Source organism: Ruminococcus flavefaciens 007c (assembly GCF_000571935.1).
GTDB lineage: Bacteria > Bacillota > Clostridia > Oscillospirales > Ruminococcaceae > Ruminococcus > Ruminococcus flavefaciens_F.
In genome coordinates, this window is sequence record NZ_ATAX01000026.1 from 32684 (window position 1) to 58485 (window position 25802).

Here is a 25802-nt window from a genome sequence, read left to right on the forward strand (position 1 = left end):
CATTATTATACTACAAAAATAAATGATTTGCAATACCAAAAAACGTAGAAAAAGCCGCAGGAAAAAAACAGAAAATTTTCACGGAAATTACTGAGAGTTTTGGCTTTGTCATACGTATAATGTATGGAAAGAGTTTTTTGTGCCGCTTTAATGAAAATATTATCCTATTAATTGTGAAAAATCTTCAAAAACCATTGACGAAAACGGTGCAAGGTGCTATAATGAAAATGTTCTGAGCTTTTCAGGAACAATACATATTAATATAAAAATAAGGAGAATAATTATAGTGGGTAAGTATTTTGGAACTGACGGTTTCAGAGGGACCGCTAACGAAAATCTGACAGCAGACCACGCATATAAGGTAGGCCGCTTCCTCGGCTGGTACTACGGAGAGCTCAAAAGGCGCAGCGGCAGCAATGAGGCTCCGCGCATAGTTATCGGCAAGGACACCCGCCGTTCAAGCTATATGTTTGAATACTCCCTGGTAGGAGGACTTACGGCTTCGGGTGCGGACGCATACCTTCTCCATGTAACTACCACACCTTCTGTGGCATATATATCAAGAGTTGACAGCTTTGACTGCGGCATAATGATCTCAGCCAGCCACAATCCCTACTACGATAACGGCATCAAGCTCATAAACGGTCAGGGCGAGAAGATGGAAGACGATGTCATCGAGCTGGTTGAGGCTTATCTTGACGGCAAGCTCACCGCCTTCGGCCAGGAATGGAGCGAGATCCCCTTTGCTCACGGTGAGAATATAGGCAAGAGCGTTGACTATATCTCGGGCAGGAACCGCTATGTGGGCTATCTTATTTCCCTGGGAATGTATTCCTTCAGAGGCATGAAGATAGGTCTTGACTGCGCAAACGGTGCTGCATGGAACATTGCAAAGTCTGTATTTGACGCCCTCGGAGCAGAGACATATGTCATAAATGCCGAGCCCACTGGTACTAATATAAACAATAACGCAGGCTCAACACATATCGAGAATTTACAGAAGTTCGTAGTTGAAAAGGGTCTTGACGCAGGCTTTGCCTATGACGGCGATGCTGACCGCTGCCTCTGTGTGGACGAAAAGGGCGAGGTCATCACAGGTGACCATATCCTCTATATCTACGGAAGATACATGAAGGAGCGCGGAAAGCTCATAAACAATACCGTTGTTACTACGGTAATGTCAAATTTCGGACTTTATAGAGCCTTCGACGAGATCGGCATCGACTACGCAAAGACAGCAGTAGGCGATAAGTACGTATATGAATATATGAAGGAGCATGACTGCTGCATCGGCGGTGAGCAGTCGGGACATATAATCTTCTCGAAGTACGCCTCCACAGGCGACGGCATACTCACCAGCCTGAAGATCATGCAGGTGATAATGTCACGCGAGAAGAAGCTCAGCGAGCTTGCAGCACCCTTCAAGGTATATCCTCAGGTGCTGGAAAACGTAAAAGTAAAGGACAAGAAGGCTGCACAGGACGACAGCGATGTACGCGCTGAGGTGGACAAGGTAGCTGCCGAGCTGGGCGACGCAGGAAGGATACTTGTGCGCGAGAGCGGTACAGAGCCTTTGGTAAGAGTAATGGTGGAAGCACAGGACGAAGCGGTATGCCGCAGCTGTGTTGACAGAGTAGTCAATGTGATAAAGCTCAAGGGATATACATTATAATAATAGATATATAAATTATACATGGGGCTTTCTCCTATGAAGGGAAAGCTTCCCCGTCACAGGCTTTTATACGGCTAAAATACCCCGAAAACAGGAACTCGGGCAGGCACCCGGGATCCGAAAAATCCTATTGACTGCGATTTTTATTTGTGATATAATGATGGTTGCGGTGTATCGCACCATATTCTATTTGAGAGGAACAAAACTGGAGGTTAACATGGCTAAGAATAATGATCGTAACCTTAACGTTACGATAAAAAATCAGAGTGATTCAGATAACGAGGTCGTTATTTCCGTTTCATCTATCCTCAAACAGATGAAACGCCTGCTGGCAACATGGCTGGCTGCTTCTGTTATGGCAGGAGTACTGGGTGTAGCTTTATCGGCAATAATCACCTTCTCTTCCAAGACTCCCGCAAGAGCACTCGTAAGCTTTACATACCCGAATATCGAAAAGGGACTTGATCCCGCAGGACGCAAATTCGAGATAGAGACTATGAAAAATCCCGTTGTCATCGAAAGAGCGCTTACAAAGCTGGACATCGACCTTGAAAAGCTGGAGGACGTAAGATCAAACGTCAGCTTTGATTCAAAGATCCCCGACGACGCATACGATAAGCTCACCGCTTATTACAGCGTAATGGACAAGGCTACCACAGGAAGCCTTTCCGCAGCGCAGGCAATGCTGGATACAAAGTATTACCCGACACAGTTCACGGTATACTTTGATTTCGGCAAAGCAGGCTTCGACAGAAAAACAGGCGTTGAGGTGCTCAATACCATGCTGGACTGCTATACCGACTACTTCTATGAGCAGTACGGATACAATGAGGCCCTCGGAGCTGCCGTAAATGCAAACGAATATGAGAACTATGACTACGCTCAGCAGATAGACCTCTTCAGAGACTCGCTGCGAAAAGTCAGAAGCTATCTCAATAAGCTTTCAAACGATGACAATACCACCTTCCGTTCAAGCGTTACGGGCTATTCCTTCAAGGATATTTCCGAGTACGCAAAGACCGTGAGCAGTATCGACCTTGACAGAATTTCTTCTTATATATCTATAAACAATGTTACAAAGAACAAGGACGAAGCCCTTGCATACTATGATTTCAAAATAGAGAACCTCAAGCGTGACAAGGACGAATACACAGAGCGCCTTGAAGCTATCAACAATTCTATCAGCCAGTACGAAAAGGATCATATCTACATTTTCGGAAACGGCACAGAGGGCACAAATACAGAGTCTACAGTACATTCCGAGCAGTACGACCTGCTCTTCAGACAGAAGACCAGCGCTCAGAACGAGCTTGCAGAGACAAAGCAGGATATAAAGTATTATGAGCAGAGACGCGACGATCTGAAGAACAACAAGAACAGCTCAACGGTAAACGTTGAAAGAGTAGAGGCCGATATAGCATCCCTCAGCGAGAAGGTCGCAAATATCGTTGACCTCACAGAAAAGACAGCCGATGATTACTATGAGAACGTTCAGTTCGCACACGCATACAACATCCTTATCCCCGCTTCAAGATCAGTAGGCGCCGGCATCAAGGACGCTATAATAAATTCCATCAAACCCCTTTTTGTAGTTGAGGCACTCATATTCTTCATCTACCTTGTGGCAGCTTTCGTTTCCGCATTCAAGAAGGACAACAGAAAGGCTTTTGCCGACGGCGATGATGATGATGACGATGATGATGACGACGAGGACGAGACAGACCTTGAGGAAGTTATCGAGGCAGTCGAGGAAGAGGCTGAAAAGGCTGAGAAAAAGGCTGTAAAGAAAAACGGCAGAAAAAAATAAATGATGATCATGCACCTTCGGTCGTGGGGCCGGGGGTGCTTTTTTGTATCCGCAATGTTAAATCCACGTTAAAGAATGACGGATTTCATTGACTTGACGCCGCGAATGATTATAATAGATATGGAAGCAAATATAAAAACAGGAGACTATTATGGAAGAATTTTCGATTTTTAACATCTTCACGCTTTTGGGAGGACTGGCTTTCTTCCTTTACGGCATGAATGTAATGTCCACAGGACTTGAAAAGCTCACAGGCGGAAAGCTTGAGGTAGCTCTCAAAAAGATGACCGAAAACAAGGTCAAGGCCATACTTCTGGGTATGGGCGTAACTGTTGCCATACAGTCCTCATCGGCTATGACAGTAATGCTGGTAGGATTTGTAAACTCGGGCATAATGACTCTCGAACAGACTATCGGAGTTTGTTTCGGTTCTAATATCGGAACCACATTTACCGCATGGATACTCTGTCTTGACGGTATCAAGGATAACGGAAGCGGCGGTATAATCAGCTTTGTGCTGAAAATGCTGAAGCCCTCCTCCTTCTCGCCCCTTATCGCTCTTGCAGGTGTGATACTTATCATGTTTGCAAAGAAGAACAAAAAGAAGGACGTAGGACGTATCCTTGTGGGCTTTGCGGTACTTATGACGGGTATGACGCTTATGTCGGATTCCGTAGATCCGCTGGCAAGCTCGCCTGATTTCCAGAGGATACTCACAGCCTTCCACAACCCCATACTCGGTGTAGCGGTAGGAACTATATTCACAGGTATAATCCAGAGCTCGGCAGGCTCTATCGGTATACTCCAGGCTTTTTCCAAGACAGGCGGCCTTACATACGGTATGGCTCTGCCTATAATCATGGGCTGTAATATCGGTACCTGCGTTACCGCACTTCTCGCCACAGTGGGAGTAAGCAAGGACGCAAAGCGTGTTGCATGGACACATATCATCATCAAGATAATAGGTACACTGGTGCTCCTTCCTATAATTATGCTGCTCCAGAACGTTATAGACCTGGGCATAATGAAGTCCACCGTAGGTTATGTGGGCATAGCTGTAATGCACACTATATTCAACGTTGCGACTACAGTAATGTTCATGCCTTTTACCAAGCAGCTGGTCAAGCTCTCGAAGATACTGGTAAAGGACGGCAAGGAAGAGGCAAGAGATCCCAGAAGAACTCTTACAGGTCTGGACGATATACTCCTCAAGACTCCCGCAGTTGCTGTACATACCTGCCTTTCAGCTTCCGTACAGATGGCTGAGCTCACAAGAGAGACCATAGTCAAAGCACTTGATCTGCTGGTAAGCTACGACGGCGACACCTGCGATGTCATAATCGAAAATGAGGATATAATCGACGGCTTTGAGGACAAGATCAACAGCTATCTCATAAAGATCGCCAAGAGCAACCTGACAGGTGCAGACAGCCGAAGTGTATCCAAGATGATGCACTGTGTAGGCAACTTCGAGCGTATCTCCGACCACGCTGTAAACCTTGTGGAGTCGGCACAGGAAATGCACGAAAAGGGAATAATGTTCTCGGATGAGTGCGTCAATGAGATAAATGTCATCACCGACGCCATAAAGGAGAATATCAATAAGGCATTTGATTCATACGTAAACAACGATCTTGGCATAGCTCATCACGTAGAGCCTCTTGAGGAAGTTGTGGACAACCTCAGCACCGAGCTGAAGAACAGACATATCCGCAGACTTCAGAATGATGAGTGTACGGTTGAGCTGGGATATATATTCCAGGATGTTCTCACGAATCTTGAGAGAGTATCCGACCACTGTTCAAATATAGCAGGCTGCCTCATCGAGACAGACGAAAAGACCAATCTCCACGCTTATCTCCACGATGTAAAGGAGAACGACGAGGAGTTCAGAAAGGAATACCGCGAGTACGCCGAGGAGTACTTCCGCCGTCTTGGCGGGGCCAGCGTAAAAGCCTGAGCGGGATAACAGTCCATTATCGGGGAGGAGCCTTTGAAAAAGGGGTTCCTCCCTGTTTTATATGAAAAAAGCCATAGTATTTCTGACACAGAGTCGGAAAACTATGGCTTTTCTGTTTGTATTGACCGTAAGAGATCACATCTGCGGGGTTGTCCGTGCAAATCAGTATGGAAGGCTGAAATTCTCGGCTTTCCATACATTATCGCTGCCGATGGCAACGGAGAACTCAACGGTAGTGGAATAAGCTGCATCACCGAAGTCACTGCCGTCGTAGTAGTTATCCACGGTAAAGACTATCTCACTGTCAGAACGTGACTTTATTCCAGTGACCTTTGACGAGGAATAGTATATATCAGAGCCGCGGTTGCCGCAGAAGGCGTACATGGTGCCGTTTTTCTCGATATACAGCGATGAAAGCTGATCTGCCCGCTTTTCGCTGAATACCTTGTGATAGTCATTTTCCACGTCGCTCAGGGACTTTATTCTGCTGTCGGTGATCTTGTAGAACTGCCAGCCGAGATTGTTCTCCACAAAGTAGTTAAGATCAATATCATAGGGGCAGCCTACGGTGAAGTTCCATTCCGTGCGGCAGGCAGACTCAAAGAGTGCCTGACCTGCAGCGATGAGAGCAGTGTCATCTGCCTCCGAGGGGGAAGCCGTGAAGACAACAGCTCCGTCCTTGTTGTATTCAAATACACCGCCGCCCATAGGATCGGGCTGAGTTGTTACAGCAGCCGTTGTGGCAGCTTTGGTTGTTGTGGTAACGGTAGTGGTGGAGGAAGCTGTGGTGATCTGAGAATGGTCGGCAGGAACGGGCTGCTCAGTAGTGACAGCCTCGGTAGCCGAGGGCTTTTCCGTATCGGAAGTCTTTTCCGTTTTCTTTTCGCTGCATGAAACAGCTCCTGCTGCAAGAGCAGCGGCAGCCATAAGTGACAATATTTTTTTCATTACGCTTCCTCCTGTTCATCGTCGAGTACAAAGTCGATAGTACCGTCGCTGACGTTTACTGCGGCGCATATCACGCGGACAGTCTGACCGAGAGCATAGGTAGTGCCGCTGAATTTTTCCGTAAGGGAAACGGGCTCGCAGTAGTCGTATTCGCCCTCGGGGAGAGTTCTTATGTGTACCAGTCCCTCTACGGTGTTGGGAAGCTCTACATAGAAGCCGAACTCGGTAACTCCCGAGATCCTTGCTGTGAAGCTTTCGCCGATATGAGCCTTCATATATTCAGCCTTGTAGCAGTCCTCGCATTCGCGTTCTATGGTTACGGCGCGTATCTCCGCGGCTGACGAGCGGTCGGCGGCATTTATCGCAAAGCCCTCGTAGCGCTTGCTGAGCCATTCGCCGTTATAGCCTGCTAAAATATCGGTGATTATGCGGTGTATGGCAAGATCGGGATAGCGGCGTATAGGCGATGTGAAGTGAGCGTAGTCATCCAGCACCAGACCAAAGTGTCCGAGAGGCTCATGGGAGTACTTTGCCTTTGCCATAGAGCGGAGCACAAGCATATTCACAGCCTCGAACTTGTCTGTATCCTTTGCGCTTTCCAGTATCTTTGCGGCATGAGCGGGCTTGAACTCGCTGAAATGAGGGCACTCGAAGCCGTATTTGGGAAGTATCTCATGGAGAGCCTCGGCCTTTGCCTCGGGAGGAGCCTCGTGTATACGGTAAACGAAGGGCACCTTCTTATCCTTTGCCAGTCTGGCGGCAGCCTCATTGGCAGTGAGCATGAATTCCTCGATAATGCGCTCGGCCTTGCCTCTTTCGCGGGGAATGACGTCGCAGCATACGCCGTTTTCGTCGATTATCAGCTTGCTTTCCGTAGTCTCTATCTCGGGAGCGTGCCGGAGCTTCTTCTTTGCGATGAGTTTGTCTGCCAGCTCGTTCATAAGCATTATATTCTTTCTGACAGCGGAATATTTATCTGCGATTTCCGGAGCTTCCGTGCCGTCCAGTATGCGGTTTATCTCGGAGTATACGCCCTTTACGCGGGAGCGGATAACGCTTTTGCAGAAGCGGTATGAGAGCATATTGCCTTCATTGTCGAGCTCCATGAATGCAGAGAGCGTGAGCCTGTCCTCGTCGGGATTGAGGGAGCAGATACCGTTTGAAAGCTCCTTCGGCAGCATGGGGATGACCTTGTCTGCGTAGTATATGCTTGTACCGCGGAGGAGAGCCTCCTTGTCGATGGCGCTGTTGCCCTTGACATAGTGGGAAACGTCTGCGATATGGACGCCAAGACAGTAGCCCTTCCGTGTTTTTTCCACGGAAACAGCGTCGTCCAGATCCTTGGACTCGGCTCCGTCAATGGTGAATATGGTCATATCGCGCAGATCCTCGCGGTTATTGAAGCTGTACTCCTGAACGCCGCCCTCGGCTATTTTACGCGCTTCCTTCAGCACCTCGTCCGGGAAGGCCGTGGGAGCTCCGTGGACGGCAAGTATGGAAGCCGCAGATGAAGCTGCATATTCCGAGCTTCCGAAAACCAGGGTTATCCTGACCTTGTGCTCGGCATGACGGCGGCCGCGGTAAACTATCTCCGCCAGGACTTTATCGCCGTTTTCAAAGGGGATACTTTCCTCGCGGACTATTATAACGTGATTTTTTGAAGCCGTATCCGGCACAAGATAGGGCTTGCCGTCGTCGAACTCGATCCTGCCCGTGAGCTGTGAGCTGCCGAATTCGAGTATATCAAGTATCTCACCCTCGGGCTCACCCGACCTTGAAGGGATAGGGGATATGAGGACTCTGTCGCCGGGCATGGCGCCCAGCATACATTTTCCGGGTATGAAGTATTCAATGCCGTCGTCCGTTACAGCGAAGCCGAAGGTTCTGCTCAGGCGTGTCACTGCTCCGGGGAATACGTCAATACGGGAGCAGAGAGCGGCCTTCATGCCTTTTTTCATCATTACTACGCCCTCATTGCGCAGCTGTGAAAAGGCTGCGGCGAAGTTATCTCTTCCCGATTTTTTTGTCCTGCACTTTGCCTCAAGCTCGCTGAGGGGCATTGTTTTCTTGCCGTAGGCCTTGAGGAAGGTGACTATTTTGTTTTTATAGCTTTCCACCGAGACAACAGAGCTGCTCTTTTTCTCGGACTGTTTCTTTTTGCTTTTTTCTGCCATATTATCTCCTTCTGTATTTCCGTGAAAAAAATCAAGCCCCATGACTTTAAGTCACAGGGCAGCTTTTCTTACTTTGTGAAGATCGGTATAATATTCACGGCGAGCACGATAACGAAAAGGATTATCGCCATAGCTCTTGTGATCTTAGCGAGGATCGCTTCCTTTGTTCTTCCCTCGTTCTTGCCGTAGAAGGAATCAGCGCTTGCACCTGTGAGAGCAGCTGTCATGCTGTCCTGTGATTTCTGCTCCTGTGAAAGGCAGATAACGATAGTAAGGAAACTGAGGATAAGAATAGCGATACCGCCGATGATTTCTAAAGTTGACATAAAAAACTACCTCCGAATAATAAGTATTATTTACGGCAAAAGCCGATATATTTCAATTAGCTATAATATTATAGCACAGACCGAAGTGTATTTCAAGTGTTTGAGGCGAAAAAGCAAGAGAAAAAAATATGGTAAAATTGTTGAAATCGTACAAGTCAGGCAATAATAAAGGCTGCACGGCATATGCCGTGCAGCCTTTCAAGCTTGATAAAATATCAGACTCAATAAGCGAGTGAAGATACCTTCTTGATGAGGTACTCCTGGATACGGAGAGCATCATCGCCTGTAAGTCCCTTTGTTGAGCGGTCAACGTCACCGTTAGCCTGACCCTGTCTTGAGAGACAGTGATAATCAGTACCGCCTACACCGTACTTGTTGGGGTTAGCCAGAGCCTGCATGATGAGGATAGCATCGGAAAGGTCAACATTACGATCGCAGTTAGCGTCGCCGTATACAGTTACAGGAATATCCTGAGGCGGATTAGTCTGTGTAGGAGCTGTTGTAGTAGTTGTAGTGGTTGTTGTGGTGATTTTTGTAGTAGTTGTAGTTGTGGCAGCTGTACCCTTTGCTGTATAAACTACGATAGAATCCATGTTGTAAGTGGAAACGTTAGTCCACCATGTACCGAACTTGAGCTCGCCGGCGCTGTAAGCGAAAGTCTTGGCAGCACTTGCGGAGGGAGTCCATGTGATAGTACCCTTGCTGCCGTTGATAGATTTTTCCTGCTGATCGTCATCGTTCATGTACCAGTAATCGGGAGAAACAGTGGTTGAAGAACCGAAGTTACCTACCCACTTGTCGATGTTGCCGCTTGCAGAGATATTGAACTCTATCTTTGTAGCGTACTCGCCGCTGGGGATCTTGAAGTCAGCCCAGTCGAAGCCGATCATCTTGTCGTCAGCTGCGTCATCGAACTTGAGAGACTTGTTGAACTCTACCTTGTATACTCCGTCGCCGCCTGTTGAAGGACCGCCGGGATTGGTGTTTGTAGTAGTTGTTGTTATTACAACAGGTCTTGTTGTAGTAGTTGTAGTTGTTGTATTGCCGGGTGTTGAACTGCCGCTTCCGCCGTCGAGAACGACCTTCTCGATAGTAACACCGTCGCCCTGAGGCCACCAGATCATAGCCTTTACAGTCTGACCAACATTTGAAGGAATATCGTAGTCTACTACAACTTCCTTGTTTGCGTCAGCCTTTACGTTTTCAAAATCAACCTGCTCCCACTTGCCTGTCCATGTGCCGAAGCCGCCGGAAGCCTGTGTATCGTTGGTATTGATCTTGAAGTAAAGTGTTGCCTTCTTAGCGCCCTGAGGAGCAAACTCAGCAACGCTGATAGGTCCGTCGGTTCCGTCCTCTACACCTACCTTCATATCAGCAGGAAGGAGAGTCTTGCCGCTGCCTGTTGAAGGACCGCCGGGATTGTAAGTGGTTGTTGTAGTTGTGGGCGGATTATAAGGATCTACCTGTGTAGTTGTTGTAGTTGTACCGGGCTGAGATGAGCCGCCGCCGTAGATCTTTGAAACGCCGGGGATAGTGCTTACAGTTGAGCCTGTATTGTAGAAGTGGTAAAGACCTGCTGCTGCACCAACGAGACCTGCGTTATAGTCAACAGCTACCTCGTTAGCCTTATAATCTGAACGAACATCGCGGTATCCTGCGCCGCTTGCATCAGTAGGACCGCCGCAGAGAGCGCCTACAAGAAGATTCTTGTTAGGTGTTCCGTCGTTCTGCTCGCTTGCGTTTGCATCGGGTGAAGCTGCTCTGTGGTGAGGATTTTTGGAAGCGTTGTCCTTGAAGCCGACAATGAGGCAGTAGCGCTGACCATTTGCAAAAGCCTTATCGCCTGTGAGGTACTGCATCTGGCCCTTAGCCCAGCCTGCATCACCGTGATTGTACTTAGCAGCTACGAGAGTAGCCATCTGAGCTGTAGCATTGTGTCTTGCCGAGCCCCACTCGTCGTAGAACTTGTACTCATTGCCGCCGCCGATCTCGTGAACGGCGCTCCAGTTGCTTGTAGCCTCAGCCTTGAGGATAGAAGCGCCGAGACCAACGTTCTCCCAGCAGTGTACCCACCAACCCTCGGGGCAGGTGCCCAGATCGTTGAGGTACTGAGAATCATTTGTAGCCTTATAGAGCCAGCCTGCTGCCCATGCGAGCTCGTCTGCGGAGCCGCTGGTACCGCTTACATAGTATGGTGAAACCGAATATGTTCCTGTATTCTGCTTTGAGAAGTTGTAGAGTGCCTTAGCATAGGTAAGGTCATCGGGGTTACCGAAGTTTACATAGTTAGCTGCGAGAGCTGCTGCATACTCAGCAGTAATGTTTGCAGCGCCGCCGGTAGTCCATACCATACGGCCTCTGTCACCCTGTAACTCGGGAGCGCCCCAGTAGTTATGGTCGATATCACCGTTACCTTTTTCGATAAGCACCTTTGAAACGTTGTTTCCGTTGAGAACTGTAGCGTCACGGAAGAATTTACAGAATTTGTCTGTTATAACTTTGAGGTGTGCATCCTGTCCTGTAGCAACGAAAGCGTCCTTGAATTCGTAATATGCCCAGCCGAGAGTAGAAGCTGCATAGCCCTGAGGCTGACCGAACATTACGTGGTCGCCGGCATCGTGGAAACCGCCGGGAACTTCGTCGTTCATGTGGCAGTTGCTTCTCCATGTGAGACCGCAGGACGAGTTGTCACCGCACATATTTGCGTCATAGAGATAGAGAGAGTACTGAAGGAGTTTAGCGTAGTTATCGCCGTCTGCCGCTGTTGCTGTAAGAGAGGGAGACACCACTGAAGAGAGCGGTGAAGCAATAGAGGTAAGGGCTACTGCGCTGCTAATGATGGCTGATTTCAGCCTGTTTAACTTATTCATGTTATCACACTTCTTTCTGAATGATCTGCCTATAATATGTCTTACCATCATTATACAGGGTTTGGATTGAAATTTGGTAACAAAACGGTAACAGAATAATTACAATATGGTGAAATAGAACTGCGAAACAATATTTTCAGCATGATGTGCAAAAAGCGACAACATACATTGTGCATAATCACTATTCTTTTTGTACGAAAAAGGTTAAAAAAAGGAAGCAGGCACGAAGCCTGAGCCCCGTGCCTGTCTTATGGAAGGTGGTGTTAGTAAATATCGTGTTTTTATCCGAGGGAAGGGATAAGCTTGAGAAGCAGTCTCTGGATATTCATAGCGTCGTCATTGGTCATACCGTTTCCGTCTGCATCTGCGTTCTTTCTGCCCAGAGTTGTAAGAGGCTTGTCGGCAGTGCCGCCCTCTGCGTACTTATTGGGGTTGGCAAGAGCCTGCATTATGAGTATGGCATCCGCAAGGTCTACCGTACCGTCGCAGTTGGCGTCGCCCTTGATATTGGCATCTCCCTTGACCATCAGTACGTCCATATATGTAACATTCGGAGTACCGCCGTCCCTGATGTCATCCTTAGCCTCAACAAAGGTATATCCGTCAGCCTCTGCATAAATATTGCTGATAGAGTAGCTCTTTGCGTCCTTGTACTTTGCATAGTTGTATATCACAGGGTTAGCGTCTGCTGTATTATACCTGGCTATCGGACCTGTGAATACTTCGCGTCCGTCTATCTCATAGACGATATGTGTTGCGAATGTCAGTGTGGCGTTGTTGATGAGCTCGCCCGTATCCTTGTCCTTGACTGTGAAAACGCAGGAATAAGGCTTTATGCCTTCGGCTTCCTTTACGGCTATGGGGTACTTGAAGTTTCCGAAGGATATATTCTCACCGTTATAATAATAATCTCCGTTGTACATTACCGCATATGAGCCAGCGGGCACCTCGTTAGCCATTTCGCCCTTCCAGATAGCGCCGTTTTCACCGCCTATGATGGCGTACTTGGGATCGAGAGTGATGTTCTCAACAAGGAAGGGCTCGCCGTAGATTATGCCTGCTCTGCTGCCGCCTTCTGCCTCCTGCCAGTATGTTCTTGACTGTACCATTACGGAAATACCCGAAAGATCGAGACTCTCGCCTACGGTATACTGTGTCTTTGCAGGATAGGAAATTACCTCCTTGACATCATATGATGGTCTCATTGTAATAGTTATCAGTGGCTTTGCCTCGGTAGTTGTAGTTGTGGTTGTAACTGGCTCTGTTGTGGTAGTAGTGGTCGTTGTTGTGGAGGTAGTTGTAGTAACTATCTCATTGCTGCCGAATTTGAAATCTGCGTTTATCTCGCTTACCTGCTTTGCAAGAGCGGGCATAGATGTTGCATCGCCGCCGTAGAGGTTTGCAACGCCTGCACAGGCAATTGCGAAGCAGCCGTTATAATCGAGAGCACCCTCGGTGTACTGGTATTTGTCTGTCTGATCCTGATAACCGCTCTTGTCGTCACCGCCTACGAGGAGACCGTAAGCTGTGTACTTGGCGGAGGGATTGGAGGAAGCGCCTGAGCTGTCAGTTCCGGGATTTGCAGCACGGTGGTGGATATGTACGGGCCACTTGTCGCCGTATCCGAGGAGAAAACTATAGCCTAAGCTGTTGTCTCCGAGGATGTGGTCCATCTGATACTTTGCAGCCTTTGCGTAATCTGCGTCCTTGTTGCCGTTTGCGATAGCGAGGGCATCCATCTGTTTAGCGCAGTTGTAGCGTGAAGCACCCCAGCCGTCTGCGTTATATGTACCTACTCTGAGATCGCCCTGCTTCTGGAGTTCGTACTTCAACTCGTCAGCGTATACCTGATCGCCTGTAGCCTTGTACATGAGAGTGGAATAGCCCTGCCATACCTTGTCCCATGAGAATACCCAGCCGTCGTACTGGCTGTTGCCGTAGTCGCCGTTCTTTCCGACACGTGAAGGCTTGCTTCCTGCGTCGTTTACCCAGAGCCATGCCTGAGCCATAGCCTCTTCGTCCTGATACTGAGCGGCTGTATCATAGAAGCCGCCTATACCGCCCGTATTGTTGCCGACGTGCTGCTGACCGAATGCCAGCAGAGCCTTTGCGTACTTCAGGCACTCTGCGGAATAGGTGGGATCGGAATCCTTGAGCACATATGCCGTGCCCGCAAGTCCTGCTGCCATTTCGCAGCATACCGAGGAATTGTTGCTGTTTGATGTGAGCCAGAATATAGGCCTTGCATAGGTCTGTACTTCCGGAGGTGACCATATGCCGTGATCCGTGCCGCCGTCTGCAACAACGTGTGCAACAGCCGCAACATTGCCGGAGTTATCAAGGAATGTGGTCTTCATAAGGTAATCGGCGCCCCATCTGAGCTCATAGATAAGATGATCCTTGCAGCCTGCCTTTTCGTATACACCGGGGTTGAGGTATTCTGAAAGAGCCAGAGCGCTCATTGCGAAACCGATAGTGAGATTGAACTTGATGTGGTCGCCTGCGTCGTGGAAGCCGCCCGAAAGATCGACTTTTCCGTCGCCGTCTGGATCCACAGCGGCCTTTTCCGAGCCGCCCAGATTTCCTACGGAAGCGGAATCGTCATATGTGTGGCAGTCGCCTCTCCATGTAAGAGGGCCGTCGGTAATGCCTTTGCCGCAGGCGTTGGCGTCGTACATATAAAGCGACATAGCCAGTGCTTTATAGTAGTCGTGATCTGCTGCGTCGGCAGTTACGGGAACTGCGGTGGTTACCGCCGATGTCAGTGCTATGACAGCGGAAGCGGCTGCAGCAGATAGTTTTTTTGCCAGAGTGTTTTTGTGTTTCATTTTCCATTCTCCTCTCAAATAATAGATAAAACAGGAAGTCTATGCAAGCCATAGTTTCCATGCTACTATTATAACATATTTTGCTCAAGTTTTGTGAACAATATGTGTAATTTCGCACAATGAGAGACATATTTGGAGAATGTATCAAAAAGTCTTCCTTTTCTTTGTGGCATTTTACTATGATAAGGAGGATATATGCCGATATCTGAGGGGGAAAACTTACGTCCCCGTCTTTTCAATATGAAAAAAGGACGGCTTCCGCCGTCCCTGTATCAGTTGCTGTATTTTGCTATTTCGCCGTCGATGACCGGTGAAAGTGCGCTCTTGAGGGCTTCCCAGTCCTTAGTCTGCTGTGAATCGGTGATACGGTACATAACGCCCCTTGAATCGGGAGTATAATTACCGTAGCCGGTCATTGCTGTATCCATGCCGTTTCCGAAATCGTAAACGGGGCTTACCTTTGAAAGATCGGTATATTCCTGCAAAGCGTCGTACTGTTCCTCGGTGATGAAGCTCCTGTATGTGCCCGAGGCGTTCTTCACCTGTATCAGAGCCTGTTCCTTTGCAGCCTTTTTCATGTTTTCGTCAGAGGCTGCAAGACGTTCGCATTTTAAATATGTAGCAACTGCCTTGCCTTTCTGAGAGTCTCTTGTGAGCATACGGGCATTGAAATTGCAGGAGATGTAGTTTTTGTCCGCTTCGGGATCCTTGGGGAAGGGGACTATCATCAGGTCAGACTCCGGATTTGCGGCGTTGGATATTCCCAGCGACCAGCTGCCTGATGCATAGAACAGGGTATTGAGGTCTGCGGGGAAGGTATCGCGCCATAGGGTGCTCACCCAGCCGTTTGCGCATATGCCGTTTATCATAGCCTCTGCTCTTGCGATGTCGGGATCGTACATACAGTTTTTCAGCGTGTTTCCGTCGTAGCTCACCACAGCACGTCCTGTTGAGCTGATGGCTGCCTGTCCGAACCAGCCGTTTATGCCGTATCTGTATGCGTCGGGATTATTTGATCTGAACTTCTCGATCATGGACTTCATTGCGTCCCAGTCCCATTTGCCCTCCTGCCACAGAGTCCTCGGATCATCTATTCCTTCGGATTTCATGAGCTTTCTGCTGTATGTGAGCAGTACGGGTTCGGATATCGAGTAGGGGATCACGTAATGCTGTCCGTTGTATGCGAACATATCCATCAGTGACGACACATCCGACCAGAGGCCTTCGTCAACGCCCATATCCCCGAAATAGGAGTCGAGGGGAGCGAACTGTCCCGACATAACGCCGCCGGGGAACACTCCTCCGTCAAAGGGGAACATATCCACAGTCTCTCCTGAATCCAGCATTGCGGAAAGGGTGGAGAACTTGTCGTTTGCTGATGTACGCACCCAGTTTATCCTGCCGCCGTAAGCGTCCTCGAAGAGAGCCAGTGCTGCGGAGCGCTGGTCTCCGCCCTGAGGGTTGAGGTCATAGTCCGCCAGCCAGGTTATCTCCATATCGCTGCTGGGCTCGGCGGGATCGCCGTTGAATGTGGTATCTGCCGTCTCCGAGCTTTTTTCTGCGGTGACGGGCTGTGTATCTCCGCTGTCTTTCTTTTTGCTGCTGCATGATGTGGCAGCGGTAAGGACTGCGGCTGCTGCTGTAAGGGCAGCGAGCAGTCTCTTTGTATTCAACATTATATGTTATGCTCCTTTCGGATACCGCATTTGTTTCTGCGGTAAGAGTCAATAATATTATACTCGTTCTTCTGTTCTGTGTCAAGGAATATGATATTACGGGAAAAGGCTGTAAAAACAGTGGTTATTTCCATTGAGGCGGGGCGAGTTTGCATTATCTTTGTTAAAAAGCTCCAAAAATACCGCCTGTTATATGTCAAGTTGTTAAAAAAATGCGGAATTGTTATAAAATTACGTGACATTTCATTTGAGCTGTGATATAATATTGTTAAAGTGTTTATATGGGCAGGTAATATGTTGATCCTCCCCTAATTTGCAGAGAAAGGGATTTTGTAAAAATGGATAACAATAGATATGAATCACATCGTCCACGTAAGAGAGTATCCCGTAAGACACTCAGGAACAGACGCCTTGCAGCTCTTGCGGTAATAGCATTTCTGGTACTGCTGCTTGTTCTCCTTGCGGCTCATGCCTGTTCGGGAGATGGCAAAAAGAAGAGCGGCGGCAAGAATTCAACGCCCACTACTACGATAACTACTCCTACAACTACTACGGATCCCGCAATAACAACAACTGCTGTCACTACTACGGCGACACTTACAGATCCCGTTAACAAGAGCGATTTCAAACTCGACAGACAGACTATCATACTTGAGGTCGGCGAGACGGATATGCCCAGAGTAACCGGTTACCCCGATGGTATGGGCGAAGCTGACGAGCGCTGGTCTTCAGGCGATGCTACCATCGCCACAGTCGATAATATAGGCAACATCACAGGCATAAAGCCTGGTGTGTGCTACGTTACTCTCAGATCTGCTTCCGATCCTACTCAGGAAGTAATGATCAAGGTAACAGTCCGCGGAGACGGATCTACAGAAGCAACAAGTAATGCAACGCCTCAGTCGAATACGGCTGAGGCTCCCGAGCCCCCTGTGTATGATACAGAGGGGCTTACTTATATGGAGGGGGTTTTGATAGCGAACAAGTCCTACAGTCTGCCCGCTACCTTTGAACCCGGTCTGGAGCCCATATGCTATCAGCAGTTTCAGGCGCTTTCGGGAGCAGCCTCCAAGGAGGGACTGAGCATATATCTCAATTCGGGGTTCCGTTCCTATCACGATCAGGAGATAATCTATGAAAACTACGTCAAGGAGGATGGAAAGGACAAGGCGGATACCTATTCCGCACGCCCGGGTTTTTCCGAGCATCAGACGGGACTTGTCATAGACGTCAATACAGTTGACGACGCTTTCGGTTCTACACGTGAGGCGGCATGGCTTGCAGAGCACGCCCACGAATACGGCTTTATAATCCGCTATCCCCAGGGCAAGGAGTCTATCACGGGCTATCAGTACGAGCCGTGGCATATAAGATATGTAGGCTCAAAGCTGGCAAATAAGCTCTACAAGAGCGGACAGTGCCTTGAAGAATACTTCAATATCAAATCCGAATACAATTGATAAACGTCCCTGTCGCGGAAGACAGGGCTTTTTTTATTTGCGCAGCCTTGACACGGGGGCAGGGAGTATGATATATTTATTTTGCGGAAACAGACTTTTTACGGAAATGAGCTGAGATTTTATGCCGAGATTTTTCAGAAATGAGATAGATGAGAACAATATCGTCCTGACAGGCAGCGACGCCAATCATATAGGGCGTTCCCTGCGCATGAGAACAGGTGAGGAGATCACCGTGTGCTGCAACGGCACAGACTACCGCTGCAATATCAGCAGCATAACCGCCGATGCCGTGTATCTCGATCTTGTGGAGAAGCACAGATGTGCTGCGGAACCGAATGTGGAGGTGACGCTTTTTCAGGCAGTGCCGAAGCTGGACAAGCTGGAATTCATCATACAGAAAAGCGTTGAGCTGGGAGTATCAAGGGTTGTGCCCGTGCTCACAAGGCGCTGCGTGTCGCGCCCCGATGAGAAGGACTTTGCCAGAAAGAAGCTGCCGAGGCTCAGCAAGATAGCCGAGGAGGCTGCAAAGCAGTCGGGAAGAGGCATGATACCCGAGGTCACTCCCATGGTGAGCCTCAGGGAGAGTATCGACATGATGAAGGAGCTGGACAGGAATATCCTCCTCTATGAAGAAAAGGGAGGAGTGAGCTTCGGAGAGGCTGATCTCAGCAATATAAGGACGATCGGGCTTGTCATCGGAAGCGAGGGCGGCTTCGACAGAGAAGAGGCTGAGGCAATGGTTTCGGCGGGTGCTCAGCAGGTCTGGTTGGGCCAAAGAATACTGCGTTGTGAAACTGCACCAATAACAGCCCTTTCAATTTTGATGTTTTTAACAAATAATATGTAAAGAGTTGAAATCGAAAAAAAAGTATGATATAATATTAATATATTATCGTAATCCGATCGCAAGCGGTTCGGTAAGTACTATTTCTTGCGGAGAAAAGAGGAAATTAAAATGAATAAGTTTTTAGTTGCTATTTTAGCTGCTGGCGCAGCAGCTGCCGTTGGATATGTTGCTGCACAGGCTCTGAAGGATAAGAGCGCAGGTTCTGATTATGATGATGACGATTACGATGATTTCGATAACTTTGACACAGACGAGAGCATCGACTTCGAGATCAACGATGATTCCGTAAAGGAAGCTGCCGAAGAGATAAAGGACAAGGCAGAGGACGTTGTTGAGGACGTTAAGGATGCTGCTGAGGACATTATCGACGACATCAAGGACTAATGATCTTTCAAGGGAGCGTAAGCTCCCTTTTTTGCTGTTTTGTAAAAGAGAGCAAAAAATGTCGCTGCTTATTGATTATATTGTGAGATGTTACAAAATGCAGCTTATACCCTTGACAAGCAGTAAGTGTTCTGGTATAATATAAAAGCTGTCCGTCAAGGACTTGCCGAAGAATAAATCCGAGGCGTAGCTCAGTTTGGTAGAGTGCTTGCTTTGGGAGCAAGATGCCGCAGGTTCGAGTCCTGTCGCCTCGACCAGACATAAAAAAGTCGAAAAAAGTACTTGACAAACAGAAGCAAATGTGATATAATAATTAAGCATTAGCGCTGGTGTAGCTCAGTTGGTAGAGCAGCTGATTTGTAATCAGCAGGTCGGGGGTTCGAGTCCGTCCACCAGCTCCATTATTTTGTCTTGCGACAGAATAGAATCTTTTATGGGAGAGTTCCCGAGTGGCCAAAGGGGGCAGACTGTAAATCTGTTGCTTTTCAGCTTCGATGGTCCGAATCCATCCTCTCCCACCAGAAACGCCCCGAAAAATCGGGGCTGTTTTTGTTTCACCCGCCGTAAACCTTGCAAATTCCTGCAAGGGCTTTTTTATGCCCGGAAAAAAAGAGGATTTGCACGGAAATAAAGCCTGTATGTTCAGAAATGTATATATAATGCGGAAAAATCGGCGAAGGCCGTTTACATATATAAACATAAGAAAGTCTAAGACTATCTGGAGGAAAGAAAATATGATAAGAGAAGATCTGAGAAACATTGCCATTATCGCACACGTTGACCACGGCAAGACTACCCTCGTTGACGAGATGCTCAAGCAGGGCGGCGTTTTCCGTGAAAATCAGGAAGTTGCAGAGCGTGTAATGGACTCAAACGACATCGAGAGGGAAAGAGGTATCACTATCCTTGCAAAGAATACCTCGGTAATGTACAATGGTACAAAGATCAACATCATCGACACTCCCGGCCATGCTGACTTCGGCGGAGAGGTTGAGCGTGTACTGGAAATGGTAGACGGCGTTCTCCTGCTGGTAGATGCAGCTGAGGGCCCCATGCCGCAGACTCGTTTCGTGCTCTCTAAGGCACTGGAAATGGGACATAAGATAATAGTAGTAGTAAATAAGATAGACCGTCCTGACGCTCGTCTCGACGAGATCGGCGATGAGGTGCTGGAGCTCCTTCTCGACCTGGACGCCAACGAGGAACAGCTGGAGAGCCCTCTGCTCTTCTGCTCGGGCAGAAGCGGTACAGCTTCACTCAGCCAGTACGAGGCAGGTACAGACCTGAAGCCCCTTTTCGATACTATCATCAATTATATAGAGCCTCCCAAGGGCGAGGAGAATGATCCTCTCCAGATGCTCATATCCTCTATTGACTATAACGAGTACGTTGGACGTATCGGTATCGGCCGTATCGTAAGAGGAAAGATAGGTGTAAACCAGCAGGTTACTGTCTGTGATTATACAGGCTCAAAGAAGAATTACAACGCAAAGATAGTTTCGCTCCTCCAGATACAGGGACTCAACCGTGTTCCCGTTCAGGAGGCTCAGATGGGCGACATCGTATGGATCTCTGGTATCGAGAACATAACCATAGGTGATACGATCTGTGCAACAGATGCTCCCGATCCGCTCCCCTTCGTAAAGATCAGCGAGCCCACAGTAGAAATGACATTCTCTGTAAACGACAGCCCCTTTGCAGGCCGCGAGGGTAAGTTCGTTACATCACGTCAGCTCCGTGAGAGACTCTTCAAGGAGCTCCTCAAGGACGTTTCTCTCCGCGTTGAGGAGACAGACTCCACAGACGCATTCCGCGTAGCAGGCAGAGGCGAGATGCACCTGTCCATACTCATCGAGAATATGCGCCGCGAGGGCTATGAGCTAGGCGTATCAACTCCCCGTGTTCTCTTCAAGAACGATGAGAACGGCAGAAAGCTGGAGCCTATCGAGCGCCTTGTCGTTGACGTTCCCGAGGACTGCGTCGGCTCTGTAATGGAGAAGATCGGCTCACGTAAGGGCGATATGGTGGATATGCACCCCCAGGGAAGCCGTATGCGTATCGAGTTCCTTATCCCTGCAAGAGGACTTTTCGGCTATAAGAGCGAATTCCTTACAGATACAAAGGGCGAGGGTATAATGAGCCACGTATTCGACGGCTATCAGCCTTACAAGGGCGACATCGAGCGCAGAAACACAGGCTCTCTCGTTTCGTTCGAGACAGGCGAGGCTGTTACCTACGGTCTTTACAATGCTCAGGAGCGCGGACAGCTCTTCATCACATCGGGTACTCCCGTATATGAGGGTATGATCGTGGGAGCTTCACCGAAGACAGAAGATCTCGTTGTAAATGTCTGCAAGAAGAAGCACCTGACAAATACCCGCGCAAGCGGAAGCGATGACGCTCTCCGTCTCGTTCCTCCGAGAGTTCTCAGCCTTGAGGACTGCCTTGAGTTCCTTGCTGATGACGAGCTCCTCGAGGTAACTCCCGAATCTCTGCGTATCAGAAAGAGAGTTCTCAGCAATACACAGAGAGCTAAGGACAGAGGAAAAAAGAATTGATTTTTTCATCAAATCAACACAATTAGACCATATAATTTGCAGGTTTTGGAGATATAATATGAAAGAACATATTGTGGCATCGCTGGCTGCGGCGGCAGCAGCTGCGTTCCTTCTGGCCGCTTGCGGCAATAAGGTCGCCAAAAACAGTGAGGTCATAAACAGCAGTACGGATGCTTCAGCAGCTTCCGAGGAAAATACCGAAGCAGGATCCTATGCTCCGCTGGCTACGGTCAGAGAGAGGAATATCGTTTCTGCCGAGGATTTCGATTACGAGATCTACGACGGCGGTGTCATCATCACCCGTTATAAGGGCAAGGACACCGAGGTGGAGATACCCGGCGAGATAGAGGGCTCTCCCGTTATTGAAATAGGCTTCTATGCCTTTGAAGCAAACTACGGGCTCACTTCAGTGACGCTTCCCGAGACCGTAAAGGTCATAGGTGAAGCGGCCTTTGCTGACTGTCAGTCTCTTGTGAGCATCAACCTGCCGTCAGGTCTTACAGAAATAGAATGTGGTGCTTTTGCAGGATGCAGCGCTCTTCCCGAGCTTACCGTGCCTGCGCAGGTAACACGTATACAAAAACAGGCTTTTACCGCCTGTACGGGAATGAGGAGCCTTACTATACTTAGTCCTGAGCTTAAATACGAAAACTGGGGGCTCGAAGAGCTGCCCGATCTTACAGTGTATGCGCCCGAGGGTTCTGCGGCTGCCGAATGGGCAGGCGCTATGGGCAAATATGCGGTTTATTGATCAAGAGAGGAAAAAAGGCTATGAAAAATTTAAAAATCGCAGCACTTATTATTGCTGCAGCAGCAGGTATACAGACTTTTGCAGGCTGCGGCAAGAAATCAGACACCAGCAGTCCCGTCAATGCAGAAACATCTGCTAAGTCATCAAATGCACCTGTTGTAGGCGGTACGGAGCTTTCAGGAGATAATTACGATAAGGAAGCTTATTACAACAAGATAACTGAAAAGGTCAACAATGCCAAGGTGGATGATAAGGTACTCGTTCTCGGTTCTGTAAAGAAGGATGTTATTACTCCCGAGGAGGGCGCAGAGGACGCTGAGCTCGGTGCATACAGAGTAACAGGTGACGGTATCAAGGTGTATTTTGACGACGCTTCCTTCAAGGAAGAGAATGTTCTCACCCTTGCAAAGTATTTCATGTCATTCTCTGCTGCTGACTATAATACATACCAGAAATGTATCATGCCCAGCTATGTTACCGAAATGGATGCATTCCTTCAGAAGGAGTATCAGTATGATCTCAAGACATCATTTGCAAAGCAGTGCTCAAATATTGCTGACAAGATGTATGGAGACTACAGCATTACACGTATAAAGATCGAACCCGCACCCAAGTATGCCGAGGACAAGGAGAACCTTGACACTTATTTCAAGTCTCTCAGCGATATTTTCGGCAAGGATTACTACGAGCAGGTAAAGGGCGAGAGCGATGAGATCGTTGATGCCTGCTTCTATGTAATGGGCGAGGACGCTTACGGCAGAGAACAGATGATCGTAAGCGGATACGAGATAGTATTTGCCGTAAAGGACGGAAAGTATTATACATTCGGCTAAGGAGCGATTATAATGAAAAGAGCGTTTACAAAGGCCGCAGCTCTTGCTGCCGCATTGACTATGATCTTTTCTGCGGCATCATGCAGCGAGAAGAAACAGTCTGATAAATCCAATAATCTGGCAGGAGGTAGTCCTCCCGCTAATGCCAGCATGGAGCTTGAGGATATGCCCTATGGTGCAGAGTATTTTCAGAAGCTCTCCAGTGAGAGCGATGTGCCTCTCAGCATAGAGTACGATCCGAGATTTGTAACAGACGCCGAAGCAGATGCTCTTTCAAATTATTTCTATGCTCTTTCCGAAAGAAACCCCGAGTACCTCAAAAAGGCTGTACATCCCGATCTTCTGAAGTACCGTCTTGCGAATTCAAGCTACGAAAACGAGCAGGAGTTCCTTGACGCAGAGTATGAGCTTATCAAGCAGTACACAGGCTCTGATTTTACCTTTGATTATATACTGGTGGACGGACGCCTCAAAGATGATACTGACAGCGCCTTTGAGACATATGACAAGCTCATGGAGACAGCTTCTCCCGGCTGCAATATAACCACGAGGAATGTTTATATGGTGAACTGTACCTATGCCAAGCCCGACGACGGAGGCAGCTATTCTCTCCAGATGAGACTGGGCGATTATATGTATATCTGTGTATATACCATCGACGGCGAGACATACGTAGTATCATAACATATCATAGCGGCGGCAGGAATGCTGCCGCTATTTGTTACGAAATTCTTAATTTTCTGTTATCGTATTGAAAAACATGATCGTATGTGCTATAATGCGTTTAAAGGGGGAATTTGCACCATGAAAAACGTCTTTAAAACTGCCGCTGCCATATTGGTTGCCGCTGCTGCCTGTCTTATCGGCAATATGCACGGATTCGCTGAAGGCAGATGCTGCACTGCAGCTGAACAGGCTTATATCCAGCAATAATTCCGCAAGATGATATGAATGAGGAATAAGAGTAATCTTTTATAATAAAGGTGCCGTTTATCATCGTGTTGATCTATGCTGATGATGGCGGCTTTTATCATTAGCGGTACAGTATAAGGGTATCGCAATGAAAATTGCAATTATAGGACGGTCTCCGGCCGTCCTTTTTTGTTACAATTGATTTACAGCTTATTTAAGATTTACGGCATTTAGTTGATTTTAATATGCTATGGTGGTATAATGATGTCATATGCGCGGATCACCGAGTCTGATATATCTGCGCAGAAGGAGAATATTATATGGAACATGACAGGATAAAGCGGCTGAGACTTATCCCGCTGCTTTTTTTGCTGCCTTCGCTGCTGCTGGTGATACAGATGAGCGCAAAGACTCATTCTGCCTATGAAGGTCATCACAGTATCGAGCGTGACAAGATCGATGACCTGTTGCTCAGATGTGCGCCTTTACCGGACTGGAAAAAGCTCGATAAGGGTGGATTCAGCATCTCAAGAGAACATATGGAGTATGTCGGCGGCTCGAAAGCGACTGTTCCGCTGTATGCAGAGCTTGAAAGACAATGCTTTGACAACAGCGGAGAGGAAAAGGCACCTTTTGACACGAAGTACACCTATAATTCCTTTTCTTCCCTTATCTATACCTATGCAGGCAAAACAGAGGACGACGCTGATTTTCTTACATACAACGAGAAGCACATCCTCTTCGAGAAGGGCGTGCCTGCCGACTCTGCCGAAAAGGCCGAGAAAGCGGGACTTGAACTGGTGACAGAGCCCATAGCCTACGACGGTCTGGTGTTTTTCACCCACAGGGACAATCCTGTTGAAAGCCTCACTTTAAAGCAGATCCAGGATATTTACAGCGGAAAGATCACCAACTGGAAGGACGTAGGTGGTAACGATGAAAAAATAGTGGCCTATCAGCGCTCTGAGGGCAGCGAGGAACAGTGGACCATGGATACCAAGGTCATGGGATTCGTGAAAATGACAGAGCCCGAGGAGAGCTATATGGAGGGCAGTACCCGTTTTGTGGGCGAGTATGTCAATAAGGTGAACAGCCTCGGCTATACCAGCGGAGCCTGCTTTCAGAGGCTTTATGCGTCAGAGGATATAAAAAAGCTGAAGATTGACGGAACAGAGCCCTCGGAGGATACCTTCCGCAGCGGCGCATATCCCATAGTTGATACCTACTATGTTATTACAGTAAGGGGCGATGACAGTATATCGCAGGATCTCAGGAGATATATACTCAGCGACAGGGGACAGCAGCTGGTAAGAATGGCAGGCCTGTGTCCTGTAAAGGAAGTGCGGTGAGAGATATGAAGGGATACAAACGCAAAGAGTTTATTTTAAGACAGGTCATGTGCGTATTCCTTGCTCTGGAGCTGTGTATACTCATATTCCTGAATATGGACAGGTACTTCAGCACCGAAAGGATCCATTTTGAGCTCATCCCCATAGGCAGACAGGTAGCGCTGCTGCTGTTATGTGTGGCAGCCATATTATTGGTGGCAGCCTGCTGCTTCAGCAGAAGGCTTTATGTGCTCATTGAGCTGCTTCATGTTCCTGCTGCTGTATATATGCTGTTCAAGGGCTATGACAAGGCTGAGATCATCATATTGCTGAGCCTGATGCTTTTAAGACTGACGGTATATATAATAGTTTTCGCAGCAGCAAAAAATGCCGATTACAGAAAGCATATCTCCGCTATGGTCAAGGAGATCGGACGGAGCAGGAACGAAAGACACTGAAATATATAAA

The 25802-nt window shown here is 48.2% G+C and carries 19 protein-coding genes and 3 tRNA genes; 16 read left to right on the forward strand and 6 right to left on the reverse strand.

What is annotated here, in order from left to right; translation table 11 throughout:
• The first annotated feature begins 286 nt into the window (after positions 1–286).
• The 3 genes from glmM (at position 287) to RF007C_RS09970 (ending at position 5439) form a co-directional block, all read left to right on the forward strand.
• Positions 287–1672: a phosphoglucosamine mutase gene (glmM, locus tag RF007C_RS09960; protein WP_037299529.1), complete on the forward strand. Its 1386-nt coding sequence runs from the start codon at positions 287–289 to the stop codon at positions 1670–1672.
• A gap of 217 nt (positions 1673–1889) precedes the next feature.
• Positions 1890–3479 carry a hypothetical protein gene (locus RF007C_RS09965; RefSeq protein WP_019680202.1) on the forward strand — a complete coding sequence of 530 codons (1590 nt, stop codon included), beginning with the start codon at positions 1890–1892 and terminating at the stop codon, positions 3477–3479.
• Between the two features lie 151 nt (positions 3480–3630).
• Positions 3631–5439, forward strand: a complete 1809-nt coding sequence (locus RF007C_RS09970) for a Na/Pi cotransporter family protein (RefSeq protein WP_037299531.1) — start codon at positions 3631–3633, stop codon at positions 5437–5439.
• Positions 5440–5601: 162 nt separating this feature from the next.
• Here RF007C_RS09970 and RF007C_RS09975 read toward each other — a convergent pair whose 3' ends face one another.
• The 6 genes from RF007C_RS09975 to RF007C_RS10000 all read right to left on the reverse strand — a co-directional run bounded on the left by RF007C_RS09975 (position 5602) and on the right by RF007C_RS10000 (position 16261).
• The gene (locus RF007C_RS09975; RefSeq protein WP_037299533.1) at positions 5602–6387 is read right to left on the reverse strand and encodes a hypothetical protein; all 786 of its coding nucleotides are present in this window, start codon (positions 6385–6387) and stop codon (positions 5602–5604) included.
• Complete coding sequence (gene rnr / locus RF007C_RS09980; RefSeq protein WP_051456618.1) at positions 6387–8561, reverse strand: ribonuclease R; 2175 nt, start codon at positions 8559–8561, stop codon at positions 6387–6389. The genes RF007C_RS09975 and rnr overlap by 1 nt, the downstream gene beginning before the upstream one ends.
• A 68-nt stretch (positions 8562–8629) precedes the next feature.
• Complete coding sequence (secG, locus tag RF007C_RS09985) at positions 8630–8887, reverse strand: preprotein translocase subunit SecG (RefSeq protein ID WP_037299534.1); 258 nt, start codon at positions 8885–8887, stop codon at positions 8630–8632.
• A gap of 221 nt (positions 8888–9108) precedes the next feature.
• Complete coding sequence (locus RF007C_RS09990; RefSeq protein WP_037299536.1) at positions 9109–11757, reverse strand: glycoside hydrolase family 9 protein; 2649 nt, start codon at positions 11755–11757, stop codon at positions 9109–9111.
• 281 nt (positions 11758–12038) lie between these two features.
• A complete protein-coding gene (locus tag RF007C_RS16535) occupies positions 12039–14585 on the reverse strand; it encodes a glycoside hydrolase family 9 protein (protein ID WP_051456619.1) in 2547 nt (848 codons plus the stop codon).
• Positions 14586–14857: 272 nt separating this feature from the next.
• Positions 14858–16261, reverse strand: a complete 1404-nt coding sequence (locus RF007C_RS10000; RefSeq protein ID WP_037299539.1) for an ABC transporter substrate-binding protein — start codon at positions 16259–16261, stop codon at positions 14858–14860.
• A gap of 338 nt (positions 16262–16599) precedes the next feature.
• On the opposite strand from RF007C_RS10000, the gene RF007C_RS10005 reads away from it, so the two are divergent.
• The 13 genes from RF007C_RS10005 to RF007C_RS10060 all read left to right on the forward strand — a co-directional run bounded on the left by RF007C_RS10005 (position 16600) and on the right by RF007C_RS10060 (position 25792).
• On the forward strand, positions 16600–17721 hold the full coding sequence (locus tag RF007C_RS10005; RefSeq protein WP_019680210.1) for a D-alanyl-D-alanine carboxypeptidase family protein: 1122 nt from the start codon (positions 16600–16602) through the stop codon (positions 17719–17721).
• 121 nt (positions 17722–17842) lie between these two features.
• Positions 17843–18568 carry an RsmE family RNA methyltransferase gene (locus tag RF007C_RS10010; protein WP_019680211.1) on the forward strand — a complete coding sequence of 242 codons (726 nt, stop codon included), beginning with the start codon at positions 17843–17845 and terminating at the stop codon, positions 18566–18568.
• A gap of 108 nt (positions 18569–18676) precedes the next feature.
• Positions 18677–18952, forward strand: a complete 276-nt coding sequence (locus tag RF007C_RS10015) for a hypothetical protein (RefSeq protein WP_019680212.1) — start codon at positions 18677–18679, stop codon at positions 18950–18952.
• Positions 18953–19132: 180 nt separating this feature from the next.
• Positions 19133–19209 (forward strand) — tRNA-Pro (locus RF007C_RS10020).
• 68 nt (positions 19210–19277) lie between these two features.
• Positions 19278–19353 (forward strand) — tRNA-Thr (locus tag RF007C_RS10025).
• A 34-nt stretch (positions 19354–19387) separates the two neighbouring features.
• Positions 19388–19473: transfer RNA gene (locus RF007C_RS10030), tRNA-Tyr, on the forward strand.
• Positions 19474–19686: 213 nt separating this feature from the next.
• Positions 19687–21510: a translational GTPase TypA gene (gene typA, locus RF007C_RS10035; RefSeq protein ID WP_026052990.1), complete on the forward strand. Its 1824-nt coding sequence runs from the start codon at positions 19687–19689 to the stop codon at positions 21508–21510.
• A 58-nt stretch (positions 21511–21568) separates the two neighbouring features.
• Entirely contained in the window at positions 21569–22261 is a 693-nt protein-coding gene (locus tag RF007C_RS10040; protein ID WP_037299541.1) for a leucine-rich repeat domain-containing protein, read from the forward strand.
• Positions 22262–22281: 20 nt separating this feature from the next.
• Complete coding sequence (locus tag RF007C_RS10045) at positions 22282–23094, forward strand: hypothetical protein (RefSeq protein ID WP_019680214.1); 813 nt, start codon at positions 22282–22284, stop codon at positions 23092–23094.
• 12 nt (positions 23095–23106) lie between these two features.
• Complete coding sequence (locus RF007C_RS10050; RefSeq protein ID WP_037299543.1) at positions 23107–23778, forward strand: hypothetical protein; 672 nt, start codon at positions 23107–23109, stop codon at positions 23776–23778.
• 120 nt (positions 23779–23898) lie between these two features.
• Positions 23899–24027, forward strand: a complete 129-nt coding sequence (locus RF007C_RS18195; protein WP_019680216.1) for a hypothetical protein — start codon at positions 23899–23901, stop codon at positions 24025–24027.
• A gap of 299 nt (positions 24028–24326) precedes the next feature.
• Positions 24327–25355, forward strand: coding sequence for a PstS family phosphate ABC transporter substrate-binding protein (locus tag RF007C_RS16540; RefSeq protein WP_051456620.1), 1029 nt, complete (start codon positions 24327–24329; stop codon positions 25353–25355).
• 5 nt (positions 25356–25360) lie between these two features.
• On the forward strand, positions 25361–25792 hold the full coding sequence (locus tag RF007C_RS10060) for a hypothetical protein (protein WP_152537165.1): 432 nt from the start codon (positions 25361–25363) through the stop codon (positions 25790–25792).
• Positions 25793–25802 lie beyond the last annotated feature (10 nt).

Coding starts and splice junctions, on each gene's coding strand:
- RF007C_RS09965 (WP_019680202.1), top strand. CDS start 1,890: ATGGCTAAGAATAATGATCGTAACCTTAACGTTACGATAAAAAATCAG.
- RF007C_RS09970 (WP_037299531.1), top strand. CDS start 3,631: ATGGAAGAATTTTCGATTTTTAACATCTTCACGCTTTTGGGAGGACTG.
- RF007C_RS09975 (WP_037299533.1), bottom strand. CDS start 6,387: ATGAAAAAAATATTGTCACTTATGGCTGCCGCTGCTCTTGCAGCAGGA.
- rnr (WP_051456618.1), bottom strand. CDS start 8,561: ATGGCAGAAAAAAGCAAAAAGAAACAGTCCGAGAAAAAGAGCAGCTCT.
- secG (WP_037299534.1), bottom strand. CDS start 8,887: ATGTCAACTTTAGAAATCATCGGCGGTATCGCTATTCTTATCCTCAGT.
- RF007C_RS09990 (WP_037299536.1), bottom strand. CDS start 11,757: ATGAATAAGTTAAACAGGCTGAAATCAGCCATCATTAGCAGCGCAGTA.
- RF007C_RS16535 (WP_051456619.1), bottom strand. CDS start 14,585: ATGAAACACAAAAACACTCTGGCAAAAAAACTATCTGCTGCAGCCGCT.
- RF007C_RS10000 (WP_037299539.1), bottom strand. CDS start 16,261: ATGTTGAATACAAAGAGACTGCTCGCTGCCCTTACAGCAGCAGCCGCA.
- RF007C_RS10005 (WP_019680210.1), top strand. CDS start 16,600: ATGGATAACAATAGATATGAATCACATCGTCCACGTAAGAGAGTATCC.
- RF007C_RS10010 (WP_019680211.1), top strand. CDS start 17,843: ATGCCGAGATTTTTCAGAAATGAGATAGATGAGAACAATATCGTCCTG.
- RF007C_RS10015 (WP_019680212.1), top strand. CDS start 18,677: ATGAATAAGTTTTTAGTTGCTATTTTAGCTGCTGGCGCAGCAGCTGCC.
- typA (WP_026052990.1), top strand. CDS start 19,687: ATGATAAGAGAAGATCTGAGAAACATTGCCATTATCGCACACGTTGAC.
- RF007C_RS10040 (WP_037299541.1), top strand. CDS start 21,569: ATGAAAGAACATATTGTGGCATCGCTGGCTGCGGCGGCAGCAGCTGCG.
- RF007C_RS10045 (WP_019680214.1), top strand. CDS start 22,282: ATGAAAAATTTAAAAATCGCAGCACTTATTATTGCTGCAGCAGCAGGT.
- RF007C_RS10050 (WP_037299543.1), top strand. CDS start 23,107: ATGAAAAGAGCGTTTACAAAGGCCGCAGCTCTTGCTGCCGCATTGACT.
- RF007C_RS18195 (WP_019680216.1), top strand. CDS start 23,899: ATGAAAAACGTCTTTAAAACTGCCGCTGCCATATTGGTTGCCGCTGCT.
- RF007C_RS16540 (WP_051456620.1), top strand. CDS start 24,327: ATGGAACATGACAGGATAAAGCGGCTGAGACTTATCCCGCTGCTTTTT.
- RF007C_RS10060 (WP_152537165.1), top strand. CDS start 25,361: ATGAAGGGATACAAACGCAAAGAGTTTATTTTAAGACAGGTCATGTGC.